This window comes from Brevundimonas sp. GW821-FHT12E07, assembly GCF_058807035.1.
Map to the genome: position 1 here is coordinate 957,302 of NZ_JBXAQH010000001.1, position 15,132 is coordinate 972,433.

13 protein-coding genes are annotated in these 15,132 nt (G+C 68.5%); 8 read left to right on the forward strand and 5 right to left on the reverse strand.

Annotated features, from left to right (window positions below):
• The first annotated feature begins 15 nt into the window (after positions 1–15).
• Positions 16–1,716, forward strand: coding sequence for a DNA repair protein RecN (gene recN / locus AC1ROD_RS04725; protein ID WP_492947094.1), 1,701 nt, complete (start codon positions 16–18; stop codon positions 1,714–1,716).
• Between the two features lie 342 nt (positions 1,717–2,058).
• On the forward strand, positions 2,059–5,385 hold the full coding sequence (locus tag AC1ROD_RS04730) for a TonB-dependent receptor domain-containing protein (protein WP_492947095.1): 3,327 nt from the start codon (positions 2,059–2,061) through the stop codon (positions 5,383–5,385).
• Between the two features lie 239 nt (positions 5,386–5,624).
• On the opposite strand, the gene AC1ROD_RS04735 is transcribed toward AC1ROD_RS04730, so the two are convergent.
• The 4 genes from AC1ROD_RS04735 to AC1ROD_RS04750 all read right to left on the reverse strand — a co-directional run bounded on the left by AC1ROD_RS04735 (position 5,625) and on the right by AC1ROD_RS04750 (position 9,016).
• Complete coding sequence (locus tag AC1ROD_RS04735; RefSeq protein WP_492947096.1) at positions 5,625–6,536, reverse strand: cobalamin biosynthesis protein CbiG; 912 nt, start codon at positions 6,534–6,536, stop codon at positions 5,625–5,627.
• Positions 6,537–6,612: 76 nt separating this feature from the next.
• Positions 6,613–7,128: a hypothetical protein gene (locus AC1ROD_RS04740; RefSeq protein WP_492947097.1), complete on the reverse strand. Its 516-nt coding sequence runs from the start codon at positions 7,126–7,128 to the stop codon at positions 6,613–6,615.
• Positions 7,128–7,928, reverse strand: a complete 801-nt coding sequence (xth, locus tag AC1ROD_RS04745) for an exodeoxyribonuclease III (protein ID WP_492947098.1) — start codon at positions 7,926–7,928, stop codon at positions 7,128–7,130. The genes AC1ROD_RS04740 and xth overlap by 1 nt, the downstream gene beginning before the upstream one ends.
• Before the next feature lie 89 nt (positions 7,929–8,017).
• The gene (locus AC1ROD_RS04750) at positions 8,018–9,016 is read right to left on the reverse strand and encodes a hypothetical protein (protein ID WP_492947099.1); all 999 of its coding nucleotides are present in this window, start codon (positions 9,014–9,016) and stop codon (positions 8,018–8,020) included.
• 268 nt (positions 9,017–9,284) lie between these two features.
• On the opposite strand from AC1ROD_RS04750, the gene AC1ROD_RS04755 reads away from it, so the two are divergent.
• The 6 genes from AC1ROD_RS04755 to AC1ROD_RS04780 are packed head-to-tail and all read left to right on the forward strand — an operon-like array spanning position 9,285 to position 14,151.
• Positions 9,285–10,373: an MBL fold metallo-hydrolase gene (locus AC1ROD_RS04755; RefSeq protein ID WP_492947100.1), complete on the forward strand. Its 1,089-nt coding sequence runs from the start codon at positions 9,285–9,287 to the stop codon at positions 10,371–10,373.
• Positions 10,370–11,146 carry an enoyl-CoA hydratase gene (locus AC1ROD_RS04760; RefSeq protein WP_492947101.1) on the forward strand — a complete coding sequence of 259 codons (777 nt, stop codon included), beginning with the start codon at positions 10,370–10,372 and terminating at the stop codon, positions 11,144–11,146. Before AC1ROD_RS04755 ends, AC1ROD_RS04760 begins: the two co-directional genes overlap by 4 nt.
• Before the next feature lie 33 nt (positions 11,147–11,179).
• Positions 11,180–11,677, forward strand: coding sequence for a GNAT family N-acetyltransferase (locus AC1ROD_RS04765; protein WP_492947102.1), 498 nt, complete (start codon positions 11,180–11,182; stop codon positions 11,675–11,677).
• Between the two features lie 40 nt (positions 11,678–11,717).
• Entirely contained in the window at positions 11,718–12,275 is a 558-nt protein-coding gene (locus AC1ROD_RS04770; RefSeq protein WP_492947103.1) for a DUF1285 domain-containing protein, read from the forward strand.
• Positions 12,272–12,934: a CoA pyrophosphatase gene (locus AC1ROD_RS04775; protein WP_492947104.1), complete on the forward strand. Its 663-nt coding sequence runs from the start codon at positions 12,272–12,274 to the stop codon at positions 12,932–12,934. The genes AC1ROD_RS04770 and AC1ROD_RS04775 overlap by 4 nt, the downstream gene beginning before the upstream one ends.
• Entirely contained in the window at positions 12,931–14,151 is a 1,221-nt protein-coding gene (locus AC1ROD_RS04780; RefSeq protein ID WP_492947105.1) for a CCA tRNA nucleotidyltransferase, read from the forward strand. Before AC1ROD_RS04775 ends, AC1ROD_RS04780 begins: the two co-directional genes overlap by 4 nt.
• Here AC1ROD_RS04780 and AC1ROD_RS04785 read toward each other — a convergent pair.
• Positions 14,111–15,124, reverse strand: coding sequence for an endonuclease/exonuclease/phosphatase family protein (locus AC1ROD_RS04785; protein WP_492947106.1), 1,014 nt, complete (start codon positions 15,122–15,124; stop codon positions 14,111–14,113). The two genes, AC1ROD_RS04780 and AC1ROD_RS04785, sit on opposite strands and share 41 nt — an antisense overlap.
• Positions 15,125–15,132: the final 8 nt, after the last annotated feature.

Sequence of the window (15,132 nt, forward strand, 5' to 3'; positions counted from 1 at the left end):
GAATCGGGCCCCTTCATGCTGACCGCCCTCTCTATCCGGGACATCGTCCTGGTCGATGTGCTGGACCTCGACGTCGAGACCGGCCTGACCGTGCTGACCGGCGAGACCGGGGCGGGCAAGTCGATCATTCTGGACGCCCTCGGTCTGGCCCTCGGCGGACGTGGCGAGGCCGGCCTGGTGCGCGCGGGCGCCAAACAGGCCAGCGCCACCGCCGTCTTCACCGCGCCGGACGACGCCGATCTGATCGCCCTGATCGCCGACCGCGGCTTCGAGGTGGCGGCAGGCGAGGACCTGATCCTGCGTCGGGTCCTGTCCGCCGACGGCCGCAGCCGGGCCTATGTGAATGATCAGCCGGCCGGGGTCGCGGCCCTGCGCGAGATCGGGTCGCGGCTGGTCGAGGTGCATGGTCAGCACGAAACCGTCGGCCTGCTGGACTGGCGCACCCACCGCGCCCTGCTGGACGCCTATGGCGGCCTCTCGCCCCAGCTCGCGGCCGTCGCCGCCGCCGCCGAGACCCTGAAGGCCGCCGAGACCCGGTTGGCCGAGTTGCAGGCCGCCGCCGCCGACGCCGCGGCCCGGGCCGAGGAAATCGCGCTCAACCTCGCCGACCTGGACGCCCTGGATCCGCGCGAGGACGAGGAGACGGAACTGGCCGGGGAGCGCGCCATCCTCGGCGCCGCTGAAAAGGCCATGGCCGATCTGGCCGACGCCCGCACCCAGCTGGGCGGCGACAAGCTGAGCCAGAAGCTGTCGGCGGCCCTGCGCGCCGTCGAACACGCCCGGCAGCGCGCTGTGCAGGCGGGGGCCGAGGCCGACCATCCGGTCATCGCCCGCCTGGCCGCCGCCGCCGAGGCCATCGACCGGACCATCGTCGAAGCCGTCGAGGCGATCGCCGAGGTCGACGCCGCCGCCGCCGCCTTCGACTTCGAGCCGGGGCGTCTGGACAAGGCCGAGGAGCGGCTGTTCGCCCTGCGCGCCGCCGCCCGCAAGCTGAACACCACCGTCTCGGCCCTGCCGAAGCTGCGGATGTCCCTGCGCGAGCAACTGCGGCTGATCGAGGACGGCGAAGACGCCCTGACCGCCGCCCGACGCGAGGCGACGGCGGCGCGCGAAGCCTATGATCTGGCCGCGACCTTCCTGACCTCGGCGCGTGAGGCCGCCGCCGAGCGGCTGACGGTCGGCGTCATGGCCGAACTGACCCCGCTCAAGCTGGAGCGGGCCCGCTTCCGTGTCGCCTTCGAACCGGTGGGCGAGGGCAGGCGCGGTCCCCTCGGTGTCGAAACAGTGCGGTTCGAGATCGCAACCAATGCCGGCGATGGGTTCGGTCCGCTCGACGCCATCGCCTCAGGCGGCGAGCTGGCGCGTTTCGCGCTGGCCATGAAGGCGGCGCTGGCGGGCCGTGAGGATCAGCGCCAGCCGGTGATGATCTTCGACGAAGTCGATCAGGGCGTCGGCGGCGCCGTCGCCGAGGCCGTCGGCCAGCGCCTCAAGCGGCTGTCGACCGGCGCCCAGGTTCTGGTCGTGACCCACAGTCCCCAGGTCGCCGCCCGCGGCCATGCCCACTGGAAGGTGATGAAGTCCGATCAGGATGGCGTCACCACCACAACCGTCGTCGCCCTCGACGACGCCCGCCGTCAGGAAGAGATCGCCCGGATGCTGTCCGGCGCCGTCATCACCGACGAGGCCCGTGCGGCCGCCAAGGCCCTGATCGGCTGATTTCCATATTTCGGCGGTGAAACGCGCGCGGGTGGAATCTGCCCTGCGCGCGCCTGTGATTCAGTCAATTTCACCGCACAGGCTGATTAGCGCCAAAGTTGCGCCAGTGCTCATCGCTGGCTTTCGTTCCATCACGAAATAATACCTTTTTCATACGAATTCGCCGAATTTGACTATTGACACATGAAAACCACGCTTTTTTGAATAACGATGATACAACTTCAGTTAGGCTTACGGCCAAGCTTGACGTGTCACCTCCGTGAAATGTTTGTGTCCCCATCGCGGCGTCTCTGCGTCAGGGATGCGAACGAGCTTCACTGCTCCATTTGAGAAACGGTTGTTATGCGTAAGCACTTGCTGGCCTCCACAATCTTCACGACGGCCATCGCCCTCGGCGCTCCCGCCCTGGCACAAACCGCACCGGCTCCGGCCGCCGGCGCCCAGGACGACACGACCACCGTCGAGGAGGTTGTCGTCACCGGCTCGCGCATCCGCCGCGACGCCGTCAACGCTCCGACCCCTCTGATTCAGGTCTCGCAAGACCAGCTGCTGTCGACCGGCCAGGCCACGGTCATCGACTATCTGGCGACCATCCCCGCCCTGTCGAATTCGGTCGTGCCGTCCGACACCACCGGCTCGAACCTGGGCGATGGCGGCCTGTCGCTGCCGAACCTGCGCTCGCTGGGCGAGAACCGCACCCTGACCCTGGTCGACGGTCGCCGTCACGTCGGTTCCAACGGCGGCTCGCTGGCTGTCGACATCGACACCATCCCGCGTCTGCTGATCCAGAACATCGAAATCGTCACCGGCGGCGCCTCGTCGGTCTACGGCGCTGACGCCGTGTCGGGCGTGCTGAACTTCATCCTGAAAAAGGACTTCGAAGGCCTCGAGATCGATGCCAACTATGGCCAGATCAACGAAGACGGCCAGGCCAACCGCCGCATCTCCGCCCTGATTGGCAAGAATTTCTTCGACGACCGTCTGAACGTCTACGCCCACGGTGAATACGAGAAGATCGACGAGGTCACCTCGCTCGACATCGACTGGCTGCGTCGCGCTCCGGTCCGCATCGGCGTTGACGCCGATCCGACCAGCCGCCCCGATGACGGTCTTCTGGACGCTCGCCTGTTCACCGGCGTCAGCCGCATCGATCGTCCGCGCTGGGGTCAGACCACCCTGGCAAACGTCCAGCAGCCCAGCGACCTGACGAACCCGAACGTCCCCTACGAAGACTGCTTGCCGGGAGCCGACGCGGCGAACTTCAGCTATTCCGCCAACTGCTTCGGCGTCACGCCCGGCAAGACCTTCTGGTACGACGGGACGACGGCGCGCTTCGCCAACTTCGGCACCCGCGTCGGCGCCACCGGCGCCAACCGCCCCTACAACATCGGCGGCGACGGCGAGAACCCGGCCGAATTCTCGACCGGTTCGCGCGTGCCCCGTTCGGAATCGCAGCGCTACCAGGTCGGCGCCAACTTCAAGATCACCGACAACATCACCGCCTACGGTGAAGCCAAATACGTCACCGAAGACACCTTCGACGTCGGTCAGCCGACCTTCTTCGACATCGATCTGGTCAACTCGTACGGAACCAACAGCGCCAACCCGGTCTATGCGGTCAACAATTTCGACCTGCGCTGGTCGGACAACGCCTTCCTGCCGAGCAACGTGAAGGACGCGATCCGCACCAACCTGGTCCAGACCTACCTGCCGCCGACCGCCGGCGCGCCGGGCGCCCTGGGCCCGCAGGTCCTGCTCCAGAACGCGCGTCACAGCATGTTCGGTCCGGACCGCACCCAGGACAACACCCGTGAACTGCAGCGCTATGTCGCCGGGGTTCGCGGCGACCTGGGCAACTTCTCGGTCGTCAAGGATATCAGCTTCGACGTGGGCTACACCTACGGCAAGGTCGAGGTCGAGAACCGCGAACGCGGCGTGGACGGCCAACGCTTCGCCCTGGCCATCGACTCGGTCGTGGACGTCGCAGGTGTCGTGAACGGCCGTCCGGGCGAAATCGTCTGCCGGGTTCAGCGGTCCAATGCACTCGGCGTGCCGAACCGCCTGCTCGACGCTGACGGCAACGTCATCCAAGAGGGCCTGCAGGACTACCAGCGTGGCGGTGATCTGCGCGACACCGCCTATGGCCGCGCCTCGATCAACGACTGCCAACCGCTGAACGTGTTCGGCAAGGGCAACCAGAGCCAGGCCGCCCTGGACTACATCGACGCCACCATCCACGTCACCGAGCGCAACGAGCAGCAGCAGGGGATCGCCTCGATCTCCGGTAGCCTCTGGGACTTCTGGGGCGCCGGTCCGATCGGCGTCGCCCTGGGCGGCGAGTATCGCAAGGAATCGACCGAAGCCACCGGCCGCGACCGCGACACCGATGGCCGACTGCTGTTCCTGAACACCGGTCCGGACTTCCCGGAAGCCAGCTACGAGAGCAAGGAAGTCTTCGCCGAGCTTTCGGTGCCCCTGTTCCGCGACAACTTCCTGGGTGAGTACGCCGAGCTCAGCGGTTCCTACCGCTACGCCGACTATTCGACCGTCGGCGGCACTGACGTTTATGGGGTCAACCTGGTCTATCGTCCGATCCAGGACATCACCTTCAAGACCAGCTACAACACCTCGTTCCGCGCGCCGAACCTGGGTGAGAATTTCGCGCCCAACAGCCAGACCTTCGCCAACGGCATCGTCGATCCCTGCACCACGCTGAACATCGCCGCCGTCAACGACGCCGAGACGAAGACCAACCGGATCAACAACTGTACGGCTCTGGCGGCCGCCCAGGGTCTGTCCTTCGACTTCGCAGGGATCACGCCGCAGAACACCGACGACTTCCGCCCGAACTACACCTCGGGGATCGCGGGTCTCGCCGGCGGCAACCCCAACCTGAGGCCGGAAGAATCGGACTCGTTCACCTTCTCGGTGGCCCTGCGTCCGCGCTTCATTCCGAACTTCAGCCTGGTGCTGGACTACTATGAAATCGGCATTGATGACGTGATCGCGGCGGTGTCGGCTGACACGGCGGCGGCCAACTGCGTCAACGGTGCGACGCTGAACGCCGACGCCTGCTCGACCATCTTCCGTACCGGCGGCGTCAGCCCGTTCGCCGTCGGCAACTTCATCGAGCGGTCGTTCAACTACGCCTCGCTGAAGACCCGCGGTCTGGACTTCAATGCCCGCTACCGTCTCGACACCGCCGACATGTTCGGTCGCGACCTGGGCCGGTTCGACTACTCGCTGGCCGGCTCCTGGCTGATCACCCAGCAGCAGTACCTCAACGAGTCGGATCCGTCGGACTACGACGAACTGGCCGGCACGCTCTACTACCCGCGTGTCCGCATGACCTCGTCGCTGACCTGGACGCCGAACGACACCTGGAGCGTCAACTGGACGGCGGACTGGCAGACGGCCCAGAACATCGTCTACCCGCGCGACTACGTGTCCAACATGGACTCGCGTCAACCGAACGAGCTGAACACCGGCAACTTCGTCCGGAACGACTTCACCTTCCGCTACAACGTCAACGACGACCTGGCGCTGCGGGCGGGTGTGGTCAACGCCTTCGACGCCGAACAGGCGCCGTACCTGGGCACGACGCTCTACTCGAACTTCGACCCCTACGGCCGCCGCTTCTTCATCGGCCTGAACTACAAGGCCTGGTAAGCCAGACCTCCGAAGATCCGACGGGAGGCGTTCCAGCGCCTCCCGTCATCGACTTCCGGCGCATGGAGAGATGCGCCGGGATCGGGAATTCCCGTTCAGCCGATCGCTCCTTTCTTCCAGAAGGGCGCACCAGGAAGGGCGAAGAAGGATATTCCGCGAAAAGAAGGCCCGACGGACATCGCCCCATGTTCGCCGGGCCTTTTCGCATTCTGGAGGGTGTTGGAGGCGAGGCCGGGCCTCTACTGGACGCCCAGGATCCAGCCCTCTTCCTGCTCGACCTGTTCGATCAGTTCGGGCGAGGCGTCCTTCGGCGGAGCGAAGGCCCGGGCCAGCTCGCCCTTGTCGTCCAGTTCGGCGAAGGCCATGGCCGTGGTGCGAACCTGGGCCTGATCCTTGAACTCGCCCTCGGCGACGGTGGTGGGCCACATCGAGGGCCAGACCTCGGCGACCAGCACAGACAGGGGCTCGACGTCGGCGGCGTCCAGGGCGCGCCAGCCGGTGCCGAAGGGCCAGACGGCGGCCGAGGCGCCCAGGCTTTCCAGCAGGCGGCGCACGGCCGGGATGCCGACCAGGGTCTGGCCGCCCACGGCGCCGGCGCCGTGCATCTGCCAGTTGGACTTGGGCTGCAGCCGGCCCTTGCGCACGGCGTTCTCGGTCGCGCGGTATTCGGGGATGTCGGCGCCGGCCCCTGCGGGCGGCTTGGTCGTGGTCAGCCAGCGCTGCGCCTGATTGGCGGGCGAGCCCCAGAAGGGCCAGGCCTCGTCCGTCATCAGCCGGTTCATCTTGGCCGCGACCTGATAGCGGTTGTTGGTGTTGTCCGGCTTGTCGACGATGTTGGCCGCGATGAATTTCCACATCGCCGACCAGATCGGCTCGCCGGTCAGCTTCAGGCGCGCGGCCGTGCCCGTGGGGTAACCCAGGGAGAAATCGAAGCCGACCAGGACGCGGTCGCCCCGCTTGCGATGATCGGCCAGGATGGAGGCCAGCAGGGCCTCGCCCTCGGCGCGCGTCGCGACATTGTGGGTCTCGGTATAGAGGCGGAAGCGCACGTCGCGCTTGGCCACCCCGATCCATACGGAGTTCTCGCCGAGTTTCTTGCCCTCGGCGGCGGTCCAGTCAGCGATCACATAGGCGTCGAAAAGGCGGGCCACGGCGGGCTCCTCAGATTACTCAGGCACGAAAGGAATGGGGGCTTCTAGCGTTCCCCGTCGCTCGCCGAAAGGGCGATCAGGCCTTCAACAGCGCTTCGAGGTGGGACAACCAGCGGCGGCCCAGGCGCAGGGCCTCGGCGGGGGAGCCGGTCTGGGCCGGGGCCACAGCGTTCCACAGGGCCAGTTCGAACTCGGGATAGCGGGCGTCCGCGAACATCAGCCGCAGGGTGACCTGTTCGGCGTCGGGGGCCATGACGTCCAGCGACTTGCGCGGTTCGCCGCGGCGGATACGGGCCAGGACGTGGCCGTCGACGATAACCTCGCCGCCCTCGACCTCCTCGAAGCCATAGACCAGACCGTGAGCGCCGCGGTCCCAGAGGACGGCGATCTGGCCCCCGTCGAAGTCAAGACCGGCCGCCCGGCCCTCGGTCGGCGACAGGGCCTCGGCCTCGGGCTGGACGCCCAGGGACTTGAGCAGGGCGCGGCGCATCCGGCGCTCGGGCTCCATCCACCAGTTCAGCGTCAGGGCGCCGGTGGTCAGGGCCGCGGCGGCGAGGCCGACCAGCAGAATGACCCGCAGCGCCTCGCCCATCAGGCCGCCAGCTCGATCACCACGGGGACGTGGTCCGAGGGCTTTTCCATGTCGCGGGCGTCGCGGTGGGTCTCAACACCCCGGAACCGGTCGGCGGCCTGGGGCGAGAGCAGGTGGAAGTCGATGCGGATGCCGTTGTTCCTCTGCCAGGCGCCCGCCTGATAGTCCCAGAAGGTGTAGGTCCCGGGCGGCTGCTCGCCCAGTTCGCCGGCCTCCGACAGACCCAGCCACTTCAACGCCTTGAAGGCCGCGCGGCTTTCGGGCTGGAACAGGGCGTCGCCGACCCAGTCGGCAGGGTTCTTCGCATCGACCGGCTCGGGAATGACATTGTAGTCGCCGCACAGGACAAAGGGCTCCTCCAGCGCCAGCAGCGCGCGGGCGTGGGCGTTCAACCGGTCGAACCAGGCCAGCTTGTACGGAAACTTGCCGGTGCCGACGGGATTGCCGTTCGGCAGATAGATGGCCCCGACGCGCACCGGGACGGGCGCCTCGACCAGGGCCTCGATGTAGCGCGCCTGATCGTCGTCGGCGCCGTCAGGCCCCGCGCCCTCGGCCCCGGGCAGGCCGCGCCGGATGTCGCTGAGGGGGAATTTCGAGAGGATGGCCACGCCGTTATAGGTCTTCTGGCCGTGGGTCTCGACGTTATAGCCCAGCCGCTCGAACTCTTCGCGCGGGAACTTCTCGTCGATCGTCTTGATCTCCTGGAAGCAGACGACATCGGGCGCCGCGGCCTCAAGCCAGGCCAGCACCGTCGGCAGGCGGGCGTTGACGGAGTTGACGTTCCAGGTGGCGATACGCATGCCCCGGACGCTAGGGCGATCCGCTGAAAAGCGAAAGAGCCGCCCCGCTTTCGCAGGACGGCTCTTCAAACCTCGGGATGGAGGCTGTCTTAGCGCTGGGTCGTGGGCGCGGGCGCCGGGGCGGCTTCCGGAGCGGCCGGAACGACCGTCAGGGTGCAGCCGCCGCCGATCCGCTGGGCCTCGGCGCAGGGATAGACCTGCTGCACGGCCATGGCGTTGTCGAAGCGGGCGATCAGGCCATCGCCGGCCGCGCATTTGGCTTCATAGAAGGAGCCGTTGGCGTTGTTGCCCATGTAGCGGGCTTCGCTGACGTCACAGGCCGAGGCGGCGCTGCCCTCGAACCACTTCTTCAGCGTGGCGGCCTGTTCGGCGGCGGTGGTGTATTTGCAGGTGGCGTTGCGGCTGACGAGCTTCAGGCACTCGGTGTGAGTCCAGCCTTCGGCGGTCTTTTCGAGCCAGTAGCCGTCCGAGTTGGCGCAGCCCACTTCGTAGATGACGTTGCCGCTCGTCGACTTCCCGACCGAAGAGCCCTGATCGACGGTGCAGTTCTGGATGCCGGCCTGGGTGGCATAGGCGGCGACCACGGCGAGGACATTCTTGTTCGGTTCCATCGCGCACTGCAGGCCGACGTCGGCGGCAGGATCGCGCGATCGGCTGATGTCGGCCTGGCCGGACAGGATCACGCAGTCGACGGCCTGGGGCGGGGTGGTGGCCATCAGGATGAAGCCCGGACCCGTTGCGCAGGTGACTTCATAGACCGACTGCTTTTCAGCATTCGTCCCGCGCAGGGTGGCGTCGGCGACCGTGCAGCCGCTGTTGGTCGAGGCGGCCAAGGCCGTGGCGGCGGCCTTTACCTGTTCCGGGTTCGGCGCAGCGGGCTGGCGACCGCGCTGGCGCTGGCCCTCACGGTCGTTGCGGTCGCCGCCGACCCGACCGGGAAGGACGCGCTCGCCGGTGACCGTGGTCTCGTTGCCATTCGAGGTCGTTCCCGGCGCATTGGGGTTGCCTTGGGTGGTCTGGGCCAAGGCGGGGCCGCCGGCGGCCAGAAGCAGGGCCGAACCTAGGGCGACAAGCAGGCGATTGAACACGGCGAAGGCCTCCGGATGGAACAATTCGTGGGTTGCATGGCCCGCCGTTGTGTCGCGGTCAAGGCGTGGTTTTTGTCGCGTCAGGACGGGAACGCCTTCCACCCGATCTCGCTCCCGCCTGCCGCGTATTCCTGTGCAGATGACGGTTGCGGCGCCTGACCGTCGCCCATGTCCGAGGGCCGACTGGACGGGGATCGGCGGATGGGTTTATGTGCCAGCGTTTCGATTGGAGACTGACTTGGCCGATGGCGTGATACCGACGGAGACTGTGTCCGGACCCCGCACCGAACGGGGCCTGACCTATCCGCTCGGCGCGCCGCCGGTTCCGGGCCAGGCCGTGCAGGCCGCCCCCGGCGTGCTGTGGCTGCGCCTGCCTCTGCCCATGTCGCTGGACCATATCAATGTCTATGCGCTCGCTGATGGCGACAGCTGGACCCTGGTCGACACCGGTCTCTACACCAAGGCCTCTATCGCGGGCTGGGAGGCGGCCTTCGCGGGACCTCTGGGCGGCAAGCCGGTGAAACGGGTGATCTGCACCCATATGCATCCCGACCACCTGGGCCTCGCCGGATGGCTGTGCGAGCGGTTCCGGGTTCCGCTGCTGATGTCGCGGCTTGAGTATGTCACGGCCCGGATGCTGGTTGCCGACACCGGTCCGGCCCCGCCCGAGGGCGAGACCTTCTTCCGTGCGGCCGGCTGGGACGACGAGCGGATCGACGGCTGGCGGCGCGAGTTCGGCCGCTTCGGCAAGGGCGTTTATCCCATGCCCCAGAGCTACCAGCGGCTCAGCGAGGGCGACGACATTGAGATCGGCGGCGACGTCTGGACCGTGGTCGTCGGCAACGGCCATTGCCCCGAGCATGTCTGTCTGTGGCGCAAGTCGGACGACGTCTTCCTGTCGGGCGATCAGATCCTGCCGCGCATCTCGTCCAATGTTTCGGTCTGGCCGACGGAGCCGCTGCAGGACCCGCTGGGCGACTGGCTGACCTCGCTGGCGAAGCTGCGCGCCCTTCTGCCGGAGGGACTTTTTGTCCTGCCGTCGCACGGGGAGCCCTTCACCGGGGTCCATACCCGGCTCGACGCCCTGACCAAAGGGCATCATGCGGGCCTGACCCGGCTGGAGCGGGCGCTGCGCGAGCCGCGGCGGGCCACCGACGTCTTCTCCAGCCTGTTCGCCCGCCCCATCGGCGACGGCGTCTTCGGCATGGCCACCGGCGAGAGCGTGGCCCACCTCAACTATCTGGAAGCGCAGGGGCGCGCCCGCCGCGACCGCGACGCCGACGGGGTCGACTGGTGGACCGCCACCCGAACCGACACTGAAATCGGGAACGATCCCGAAGAGGAAACGACCGCATGAGCGACCCCATCCGCACCGAACTCAGCGACGGCGTCCTGACCGTCACCCTGGCGCGGGCCGAGAAGAAGAACGCCATCACCCAGGCCATGTACGCCGCCCTCGCCGAGGCGACGGAGCAGGCCCAGACCGACGCCGCCGTGCGGGTTCTGGTGTTCAAGGCCGAGGGCGACAGCTTCTCCGCCGGCAACGACATCGCCGACTTCATCGCCATCGGGACCAGCGGCGGCGGCCAGATGCTGGACGCGCCCGTCTTCCGCTTCCTCAAGAGCCTGGCCGAGCTGGACAAGCCGGCGGTGGCGGCGGTGCGCGGCCGCGCCGTCGGTATCGGCGTGACCCTGCTGCTGCATTGCGATCTGGTGGTCGTCGCCGAGGACGCTCTGCTGTCGACGCCCTTCGTCAACCTGGCCCTGGCGCCCGAGGCGGCCTCGTCGCTGCTGCTGCCGATGGTCATGGGCCATCAGCGGGCCTTCGAGATGTTCGCCCTGGGCGAGCCCATCGACGGCAAGACGGCCTTCGCCTGGGGCCTGGCCAACCGTTGCGTCCCGGCCGCCGAGGTCGAGGCCGTCGCCGACGGTCTGGTGGCCAGGCTGGCGGCCCGCGCGCCCAATTCCATCCGCAAGACCAAGCGGTTGATGCGCGACGCCGAGCAGATCTGGGCCCTCATGCAGCGTGAGGGCGAGGCCTTCGGGTCGCAGCTGTCCAGCCCCGAGGCGATGGAGGCCTTCATGGCCTTCAGCCAGAAACGTGCGCCGGATTTCTCGAAAGCCGGTTGAAACCGTCGCATTCAGGGCCTAGGTGCGCGCGCCATGACCGCCGCCGCCGTCCTTCGCAACACGTCTCTGGCCATCACGCCGGAATTGCCGTCCGACCGCGCCGCGGTCGAGGCGCTGGTTCTGGCCGCCTTCGGCCCGGGCCGTTACGCCAAGACGGCCGAGCGGATTCGTGAGCACGCCCGCATGACCCTCGGTCTCGTCGCCCGCGACGGCGACCGCATCGTCGGTTCGGTGCATCTTTGGGCGGTGAAGGTGGGCGAGGTGTCCGCCGTCTTCCTGGGCCCCATCACCGTCGATGCGACCTGCCGCAAGGGCGGGCTGGGCGGCGATCTGGTCGCGGCCTGTATCGAGGCGGCGCGTCAGGACGGCGTGGGCGGCGTGCTTCTGGTCGGCGATCCGCCCTATTTCGAGCGCTTCGGCTTCCTGCCCGCGCCGGACGCCATTCTACCGGGACCGGTCGATCGCCGCCGGGTCATGTGGCTGCCGATCACGGCGTCGGTTCCCACAGGCCCGGTGACGCCTGTCGCCTGAGCGGGTTTGCGGCGCGGGCTTCACGCGCTTAAGTCGGGGCATGACGGATCAACCGACAGGACTCGCAGGGATCGCCGCCGCCGCGAAACAGGCGCCGGGCCGCGGCCTGCCGCCGGTGCATCTCTGGCATCCCGAGCACTGCGGCGACATCGACATCCTGATCCGCGCCGACGGGACCTGGATGCACGAGGGTTCGCCCATCGGCCGCAAGGAGCTGGTGCGGCTGTTCTCCACCGTCCTGCGCCTCGACCCGGACGGCTATCATCTGGTCACCCCCGTCGAGAAGATGAAGATCCGCGTCGAGGATCTGCCGTTCCGGGCCGTGACCATGGAGGCCCGCGAGGAGGGGCTGGCCTTCACCACCGACGTTGGCGACGAGGTCATCGCCGACGCCGAACACCCTATCGTGGTCGAGACCGATCCGGTCACGGGCGAGCCCGCGCCGCGCATTCGGGTGCGCGCCGATCTCGAGGCCCGCATCGCCCGCACCGTCTTCTACGATCTGGTCGAGATGGCCGAGGTGGTCGACGGGCGGCTGACGGTCAGCTCGGCGGGCCAGCGCTTCCCCCTCGGCCCCGTCGGAGCGGGCGTCGAATGAGCCTCGCATCCCTGAAGGCGCGTCTGATCGAGCGCCTGCATTCGCCCGAGAGCTGGCGGCCGGACGCGGACGCCGAACGCTCGGACTTCGATCTCAATCCGGGCCTGACCCCGGACGGCAAGCCGCTGAAGCCGGCGGCGGTGCTGGTGCCCGTCATCGCCCATGCGGACGGAGCCACCGTCCTCTTGACCCGCCGCGCTGACACCCTGACCAGTCACTCGGGCCAGATCGCCTTCCCCGGCGGACGTCATGAGGCCGGCGAGACCGCCGTCCAGACCGCCCTGCGCGAAGCCAATGAAGAGGTTGGCCTCGACCCCGCCGTTGTCGAGGTGCTGGGGATCATGCCCGCCTATCGGACCGGCACGGGCTTTCTGATCACGCCTGTGATCGGCTGGATCGCCTCGGCCCCCGCACTGACCGCCCAGGACAGCGAGGTCGCGGACATCTTCGAGGTCCCGTGGGACTTCCTGATGAACGTCGCCAATCACCAGCGCGGCCACATGGACCCGCCCGAGGGGCCGCGCCGCTGGTTCTGGGCCATGCCGTTCGAGAACCGCTACATCTGGGGCGTGACCGCCGGGATGATCCGCGCCCTGCACGATCGTCTCTATGAGGACGTCCCGAACCCCGAGGCCGCCGCCGCCGAGGATGCGGCGTGAGCGCTTCCGTTGCTGAACAACCCTGGCTGAGCGACCCCGCTACCCGGGCGGTGCTCGACGCGCTTCAGGCCGCCGGCGGTCCCGACTGCGTCCGCTTCGTCGGCGGCTGCATCCGCAACGCCCTGATGGGACAGTTGGTCGACGACCTCGATCTGGCCACCCGGCTGCTTCCCGAAGCGGCCATGGCGGCGCTCCAGAAGGCCGGGCTGAAGGTCGTGCCGACCGGCATCGCCCACGGCACGGTGACGGCGGTGTCCAAGGGTCGGCCCTATGAGATCACCACCCTGCGCCGCGACGTCTCGACCGATGGGCGCAACGCCACCGTGGCCTTCACCGACGACTGGGCCGAGGACGCCGCCCGCCGCGACTTCCGCCTCAACGCCCTCTACGCCGATGCGGACGGGCAGGTGTTCGATCCGACGGGGCAGGGCGTCGAGGACGCGCGCGAGGGCCGCATCGTCTTCGTCGGCGACCCGGAGACCCGGATCCGCGAGGATTACCTGCGCATCCTGCGCTTCTTCCGCTTCTTCGCCTGGTACGGCCGGGGCGAGCCGGACGCGGCGGGGCTGAAGGCCTGCGCCGACCTGTCCGAGGGCATGGTGCGGCTGTCGGCCGAGCGGGTGTCGAAGGAACTGCTCAAGCTGCTGGCCGCGTCCGATCCGCGTCCGGCCGTGCGGGCGATGGCGCAAGCCGGGGTTCTCGCGCGCATCCTGCCGGAGGCCGAGGAGGCGGCGGCTTTCGAGGTCATGGTCGGCCTGACGGACGATCCGGCCCTGAGGCTGTCAGCCCTGCTGTCCCCCGACCCGGTGAAGGTCGAGGCGGCGGCCCGACGGCTGCGCCTGCCCAACGCCATGCGCGACCGGCTGCTGGCGGCGGCTGGCGGGGAGGTCGATCCGGCGACGGACGCCCGCGCGGCCCGGGCCCTGATCTATCGTCTGGGCAAGCCGACGTTCGCCGACCGTGTGCTCAGGGCCGAAGCTCGCTCCGGTCGCCCCGGCGCGGGTGCTGCCCTGCTGGACCTCGCAGACCGCTGGCCGGTCCCGCGTCTGCCCGTCGGCGGGCGTCAGGTCGCGGCGGCGGGTCTGGCGGCGGGCCCCCTGACCGGTCAGGTGCTGGCGGCGTTTGAAGACGGCTGGGTCGGGGACGACTTTCCGACCGAAGGCCATGCCGAACGGCTCAGGGCGTTGATTGAGGCTCTGCCAGCGTCAGGCGGGTGATCACCGGCCGGTGGTCCGATCCGGTGCGTTTCCCGATCTCGCGGCCGACCACGGCCAGATCGGGCGTGCGATAGACCTGGTCGATGGTGAAGCCGAAGATCGCCGGAACCTGCGCAGGCCAGGTGCCGGGCCAGCCGGGATTGGCTTTCATCCCGGTCTCCGTCTGGATCTGGCGGCCGATGCGGCCGCTGGAGACGCTGTTGAAATCGCCGGCGACGACGGTGTGGTCGCCGAGGAGGATCATGAGATCGCTGAGGGCGCTCGCCTGCCGGATCTGCTCCCACTGGATCTGGTAGGGCCAGGGGCGCGTGACATGGGCGCCGACGACGTTGAGCGGGCCGAACGGGGTGTCCACCTTCACAATGGCGCCGTTGAAGCGGGAGGGGGTCAGGGGGAAGCGGGAGGCGATCACGCTGGCGTCGCGCGCGCCGCGGGCGCTGTCGCTGGCGATCCTTCGGTTCGGATAGCCCGCCAGCACCGTGTCCAGCTGCCGGACAAGCGCGGGCGAGGTCTCGATGAGGACGACGATGTCCGGATCGGCGGCGGCGATGGAGGCCCGGACCTTCGCCGCGTCGGTGTTCAGATAATAGAGGTTGGCCGAATACAGCGTCACGACCGGAGCGCCTGGGCGCGGTTTGCCGCGATCCGCCATCGCCTGGGGCCAGACGGCCCCGATCAGGAGCGCCGTGACGACCAGGGCGCTGATCAGGGCGGTACGCAGCCGCAGGACGGCAAGGATCGCCACGAGGATCACCGTCGCGGCCAGGGCCGGGGCCGGGAACTGGGCCAGAATGTCCGGCCAGCGGTGGTCCAGCCCGCTCAAGGCGGCCACGCCGACCGCCAGCGGCGCCGTCAGCGCCCCGATCGCCAACACCGTCGCGACCCGCCTCAGAACCGTCCGTCCGTCCGGGCCGCGCATTGTCCAGCTGATCGGCTGATGCTGTGGGCCGCGGTCGGACAGCAGCTTGGGCATACGGCCTT

What these genes read in the sequence shown, in the direction of transcription:
- AC1ROD_RS04775 (WP_492947104.1), top strand. Translation starts at nt 12,272, where the DNA reads ATGAGCCTCGCATCCCTGAAGGCGCGTCTGATCGAGCGCCTGCATTCG.
- AC1ROD_RS04765 (WP_492947102.1), top strand. Translation starts at nt 11,180, where the DNA reads ATGACCGCCGCCGCCGTCCTTCGCAACACGTCTCTGGCCATCACGCCG.
- AC1ROD_RS04740 (WP_492947097.1), bottom strand. Translation starts at nt 7,128, where the DNA reads ATGGGCGAGGCGCTGCGGGTCATTCTGCTGGTCGGCCTCGCCGCCGCG.
- AC1ROD_RS04785 (WP_492947106.1), bottom strand. Translation starts at nt 15,124, where the DNA reads ATGCCCAAGCTGCTGTCCGACCGCGGCCCACAGCATCAGCCGATCAGC.
- AC1ROD_RS04770 (WP_492947103.1), top strand. Translation starts at nt 11,718, where the DNA reads ATGACGGATCAACCGACAGGACTCGCAGGGATCGCCGCCGCCGCGAAA.
- AC1ROD_RS04760 (WP_492947101.1), top strand. Translation starts at nt 10,370, where the DNA reads ATGAGCGACCCCATCCGCACCGAACTCAGCGACGGCGTCCTGACCGTC.
- xth (WP_492947098.1), bottom strand. Translation starts at nt 7,928, where the DNA reads ATGCGTATCGCCACCTGGAACGTCAACTCCGTCAACGCCCGCCTGCCG.
- recN (WP_492947094.1), top strand. Translation starts at nt 16, where the DNA reads ATGCTGACCGCCCTCTCTATCCGGGACATCGTCCTGGTCGATGTGCTG.
- AC1ROD_RS04730 (WP_492947095.1), top strand. Translation starts at nt 2,059, where the DNA reads ATGCGTAAGCACTTGCTGGCCTCCACAATCTTCACGACGGCCATCGCC.